The organism is Bifidobacterium sp. POST2/T3 (B1), assembly GCF_058197115.1.
The window spans coordinates 1-5,119 of the sequence record NZ_JBVPQK010000194.1 but is presented as its reverse complement, the minus strand read 5'-3'; the positions used below and the strand labels follow the sequence as shown (position 1 = coordinate 5,119).

Sequence of the window (5,119 nt, the reverse complement as noted above, 5' to 3'; positions counted from 1 at the left end):
GAAGAGGGCTCCAGCCTGCTCAAGAAGGGGGAGACCAGCAAGGAGATCTACCTGCTCTCCCGACTGCAGGATCTGGGCCAGGAAAAGGATGTGCCAGTGGAGCGCCGGCTGGGCCTGCATTTTGACCTGACCGTGCCGCTGAGCCGCTATGTGGTGGAGCACAGCAACGACTTGACCTTCCCCTTCAAACGCTGGCAGATTCAGAAGGTCTGGCGAGGAGAGCGCCCCCAGGAGGGACGGTTCAGGGAGTTCGTTCAGGCTGACATTGACGTAATTGGCAACGGAGAGCTGCCCGACCACTACGAGGTCGAGGTGCCCCTGGTCATGCTGAGTGCTCTGGAGGAGCTGAGGGCCTTCGGCCTGCCCAAGCCCACTGTGCACGCCAACAACCGCAAGCTATCCGAGGGATTCTACCGGGGTCTGGGTCTGGAGGATGTCGAGGGCGTTTTGCGCGAGATCGACAAGCTGGACAAGATCGGCCCTGACGAGGTGGCCAGCCTGTTGGTCAGTGAGTGCGGCGCCAATCAGGACCAGGCCAAGGCCTGCCTGGCTCTGGCCGAGCTGACCGCCGACGATGGTAAGCAGCTGCGCCAGCGGTTCGATGCCTTGGTTAACAAGGTTGGCATCGATAAGGAGTCTTCTTCGTACGCCTTAGCCATTGAGGGGCTAAAGACGCTGGCCATGATCATCGACGAGGCTGCCCGCATTCGGCCTGGCTCGGTCATCGCCGACCTGAAGATTGCCCGCGGGCTGGACTACTACACCGGCTCTGTCTACGAGACCTTCCTGGAGGGGGCGCAGTCCCTGGGATCCATCTGTTCCGGCGGCCGCTATGACAATCTTGCTAGCCAGGGCAACCGGACCTATCCAGGAGTAGGGCTGTCCATTGGGCTTTCTCGCCTGCTCTCCTACCTGCTGGCCCACGGGGTTCAGGCCTCCAGGGTTTCTCCGGCTGCGGTCATGGTCGCCGTCTGGGACGAAGAGGATCGGACCATCAGCAACCACATCGCCCAGGATCTGCGGGCCAGGGGTATTGCCGCTGATGTGGCGCCTACTGCAGCCAAGATTGGCAAACAGATCCGCTATGCCGACCACCTGGGCATCCCCTATGTCTGGTTCCCTGCCAAGGAGGGCCAGCAGGAGGGCGACCAGGTCAAGAACATCATCACCGGCGATCAGACTCCGGCTGACCTGGTGTCGTGGACGCCGGATAGCCTGTATGCCCGGCAGAGTGTGGAATACCAGGCCTGACGCAGGGGCAGGTCGAGCATTATGGAGGTACAGGAAAGCATGGGCCAGTCGGCTTACAGAACGAGCTACGCCACGGATGTCACTGAAGATATGGTCGGTCGCCAGGTGACGGTGGCCGGATGGGTGGATCGCCGCCGTGATCACGGAGGCGTGGCCTTCATCGACCTGCGTGACCGCTCCGGTCTGGTGCAGATCGTCATCTATGACGAGGAGGAGGCCCGGCCCCTGCGTAGCGAGTACGTCATCCAGGTCACCGGCAAGGTTCGCGAACGTCCTGAGGGCAATGACAACGAACACCTGTCCACCGGACACATCGAGATCGTTGCAGACAAGATTGAGGTTCTGGCTAAGTCGGCAGCCCTGCCCTTCCAGGTGTCCACAGCCCTGGAGAACGAGGCCGAGAACAAGCTGCCCGGCGAGGATGTGCGACTGCGCTACCGTTATCTGGACCTGCGTCGCCCCTCCATGCAGCACAACATCCGTCTGAGGGCCGCCATGAACCGTGCCGCCCGTGCTGCCCTGGACAAGATGGATTTCTGCGAGATCGAGACGCCGACCCTGATCAAGTCCACCCCCGAGGGCGCCCGTGACTTCCTGGTGCCGGCCCGCCTGGTGCCCGGATCCTGGTACGCCCTGCCGCAGTCTCCCCAGCTGCTCAAGCAGTTGCTGATGGTGGGCGGCTTTGAGCGTTACTACCAAATCGCCCGTTGCTACCGCGACGAGGACTTCCGCGCCGACAGGCAGCCTGAGTTCACCCAGCTGGATATCGAGATGAGCTTCGCCTCCCAGGAGGACGTCATGGCCATGGCCGAGCAGGTCATTGCCGAGGTCTGGAAGGCTGCAGGATTCGAGGTCACCCTGCCCATCCCCAGGATCAGCTGGCAGGAGGCCATGGACAAGTATGGTTCCGACAAGCCTGACCTGCGCTTCGGCAACCCTATCGTCGAACTGACCGACTACTTCAAGAACACCCCCTTCCGGGTCTTCCAGGCTCCCTACGTAGGCGCCGTGGTCTACCAGGGTGCGGCTAACCTGCCCCGCAGGCAGTTCGACGCTTGGCAGGAATGGGCCCGCCAGCGTGGTGCAAAGGGTCTGGCCTATGTCCAGTTCACTGGCGACGGCACTCTCAAGGGCCCGGTGGCCAAGAACCTGTCTGATGCCGAGCGCCAAGGCCTCAAGAAGGCCGTAGGCGCCACGGACGGGGATGCCGTCTTCTTTGCAGCCGGTCCCCGTGAGGCTTCGCAAACCCTGCTTGGCGCGGCCCGTGTGGAGATCGCCCGTCGCCAGGGGCTGCTCAAACCCGACGAATTCGCCCTGACCTGGGTGGTGGACTTCCCGCTCTTCAAGCCCACCGACGACCCGGACGACGACGATGTGGCCGTGGGACATTCTAAGTGGACCTCCATGCACCATCCCTTCACCATGCCTTCGGCCGACTGGATCGACCGCTTCGACAAGGATCCCGAACACGCCATGAGCGACTCCTATGACATCGTCTGCAACGGCGAGGAGATGGGCGGCGGCTCGGTGCGTATTCACCGCGACGACATTCAGGATCGGGTCTTCAAAGTGCTGGGCATCGGTCCCGAGGAGGCCCAGGAGAAGTTCGGCTTCCTGCTGGAGGCCTTCAAGTACGGCGCTCCGCCCCACGCAGGCATCGCCTTCGGTTGGGACAGGACTGCCCAGATCCTGACCGGAGCGGACTCCATCCGCGATGTCATAGCCTTCCCCAAGTCCGGTGGCGGCCAGGATCCCATGACCGGGGCTCCGGCGCCCATCTCCGACCAGCAACGCGCCGAGACCGGCGTGGATTGGGAACCGGATCAGGAGGATACCGACTGAGCGCACTTCGTCACTGGTCGACGAGAGTCTAAAAGGGCTGGAATTCTGCGGGATTTCGGCCCTTATTGTTTAGGCCAGTTTATGCGCAGCAGGTCAATCGGTCGCGTTCGGCCAGTGGCTCTACTTTTCAGGAGAACCGTTTCTATGGCCGCTCTGCAACAAAGGATGAGTAAACTGCCCAATATGAGCGAAACAACCAAACAGCCGTCGGAGCGGATTCTGCCGGAGAAACCGGCCTCGGATCGCCCCGTCCAGGATAACTCCGGGCCGCTGGTCGAGCTGGCGCACGTCGAGAAGCATTTTGGCAACCTGCACGTCCTCAAGGACATCAACCTGCAGGTTGATACCGGCGAAGTGCTGGTGGTGGTCGGCCCCTCAGGCTCCGGCAAGTCCACCATGTGCCGGACTATCAATCGTCTGGAGTCCATCGACTCCGGTGTCATCAGGATCGAGGGAGAGCCTTTGCCTCAGGAGGGACGTGACCTGGCTCGGCTCAGGGCCGAGGTGGGCATGGTCTTCCAGTCTTTCAATCTGTTCGCCAACAAGACCATCCTGGAGAACATGACCCTGGCGCCCATCAAGGTGCGCCATATGCCCAAGAAGGATGCTGAGGACCTGGCCATGGACCTCTTGGCCCGGGTGGGCGTGGAATCCCAGGCCTCCAAGATGCCCTCCCAGCTCTCAGGCGGCCAGCAGCAGCGTGTGGCCATAGCCCGCGCCCTGGCCATGCAGCCCAAGATCATGCTCTTCGACGAGCCCACATCGGCTCTTGACCCGGAGATGGTCAACGAGGTGCTGGATGTGATGATTCAGCTGGCCCAGGAGGGCATGACCATGATCTGCGTGACCCACGAGATGGGCTTTGCCCGCCAGGCCGCCGACCATATCGTTTTCATGGCCGATGGACGGATCCTGGAGAAGGACGACCCCGACGACTTCTTCGATCACCCCAAGACCCAGAGGGCCGCCGACTTCCTGTCCAAGATTCTGACCCACTGAAGCAGGAGGGAAGCGTATCCGCATGAATGCAAGCATGCATGGCATGGGCCAGCCGTTGAAACGGCTTGCCAGGAATTTGACCGCGATCCTGTGCGCTTTGGGTTGCTTGATCTCCTTGGCGGCCTGCGGCTCCGACAAGGAGGCAGGCAAGATTCGGGTGGGCATCAAGTTCGACCAGCCTGGTCTGGGCTTCAAGAAGGCCGGAACCTATGTGGGCTTTGACGTGGACGTGGCCACCTACATCGCCGACAAGCTAGGTTATAGCCCCGACGACATCGTCTGGAAGGAGGCCCCCTCCAAGCAGCGTGAGGCCATGCTCCAGAATGGCGACGTGGACATGATCCTGGCCTCCTATTCCATAACGGATGAGCGCAAGCGGGCCGTCTCTTTCGCTGGACCCTACATCGTGGCCGGACAGGACCTGCTGGTGCGCAAGGAGGACCACCATATCCGTGGCCCCGAAGACCTCAACGGCAAACGACTGTGCTCAGTGACCGGATCCACCTCGGCCGTCACTGTCAAGAAACGGTTCGCCAAAGAAGTCCAGCTGATGGAGCAGCCGGGCTACGCCGAATGCGCCACCGCCCTCTTCTCCGGCATCGTCGATGCAGTCACCACTGACGACATCATCCTGGCTGGTCTGGCTTCCGCCTCACGTGGAAGGCTGCGGCTGGTGGGCAAGCCCTTCACCCAGGAGTACTACGGTGTGGGCATCAAAAAAGGCAATACCAAGCTGGCCCACAAGATCAACGCGGCTCTGGCCGACATGGAGGCCAACGGCTCCTGGCAGCGGGCGCTCGAGAACAACACCCGGGGCACCCATTACAAACCTGACCCGCGCTACAACCCGCCTAAGCCCAAGGAGGGGGAGTGAGATGTCAACCATCATCGAACTGTTCACCGACTACGACATCCCGGCAGCCTTCTGGGTCAACATCCAGTTGACCCTTTGGTCGGCCCTCTTCTCGCTGATCCTGGGCATCATCCTGGTGATCATGCGCATCTCGCCCATCTCCTCCCTGCGGGC

At 61.8% G+C, this 5,119-nt stretch carries 4 protein-coding genes and 1 pseudogene; all 5 read left to right on the top strand.

Going from position 1 to position 5,119, the window contains the following annotated elements:
- On the top strand, positions 1-1,251 hold a 1,251-nt coding region (gene hisS, locus AC0AP0_RS08840; protein ID WP_490430197.1), incomplete at its 5' end, for a histidine--tRNA ligase.
- Positions 1,252-1,290: 39 nt separating this feature from the next.
- Entirely contained in the window at positions 1,291-3,093 is a 1,803-nt protein-coding gene (aspS, locus tag AC0AP0_RS08835) for an aspartate--tRNA ligase (protein WP_198191103.1), read from the top strand.
- Between the two features lie 144 nt (positions 3,094-3,237).
- The gene (locus AC0AP0_RS08830; RefSeq protein ID WP_313840347.1) at positions 3,238-4,092 is read left to right on the top strand and encodes an amino acid ABC transporter ATP-binding protein; all 855 of its coding nucleotides are present in this window, start codon (positions 3,238-3,240) and stop codon (positions 4,090-4,092) included.
- 43 nt (positions 4,093-4,135) lie between these two features.
- Positions 4,136-4,966, top strand: a complete 831-nt coding sequence (locus AC0AP0_RS08825) for a glutamate ABC transporter substrate-binding protein (protein WP_046323731.1) — start codon at positions 4,136-4,138, stop codon at positions 4,964-4,966.
- A gap of 1 nt (position 4,967) precedes the next feature.
- A pseudogene (locus tag AC0AP0_RS08820) lies at positions 4,968-5,119 on the top strand (amino acid ABC transporter permease); the annotation flags it as partial.

What these genes read in the sequence shown, in the direction of transcription:
- AC0AP0_RS08830 (WP_313840347.1), top strand. Translation starts at nt 3,238, where the DNA reads ATGGCCGCTCTGCAACAAAGGATGAGTAAACTGCCCAATATGAGCGAA.
- AC0AP0_RS08825 (WP_046323731.1), top strand. Translation starts at nt 4,136, where the DNA reads ATGGGCCAGCCGTTGAAACGGCTTGCCAGGAATTTGACCGCGATCCTG.
- aspS (WP_198191103.1), top strand. Translation starts at nt 1,291, where the DNA reads ATGGGCCAGTCGGCTTACAGAACGAGCTACGCCACGGATGTCACTGAA.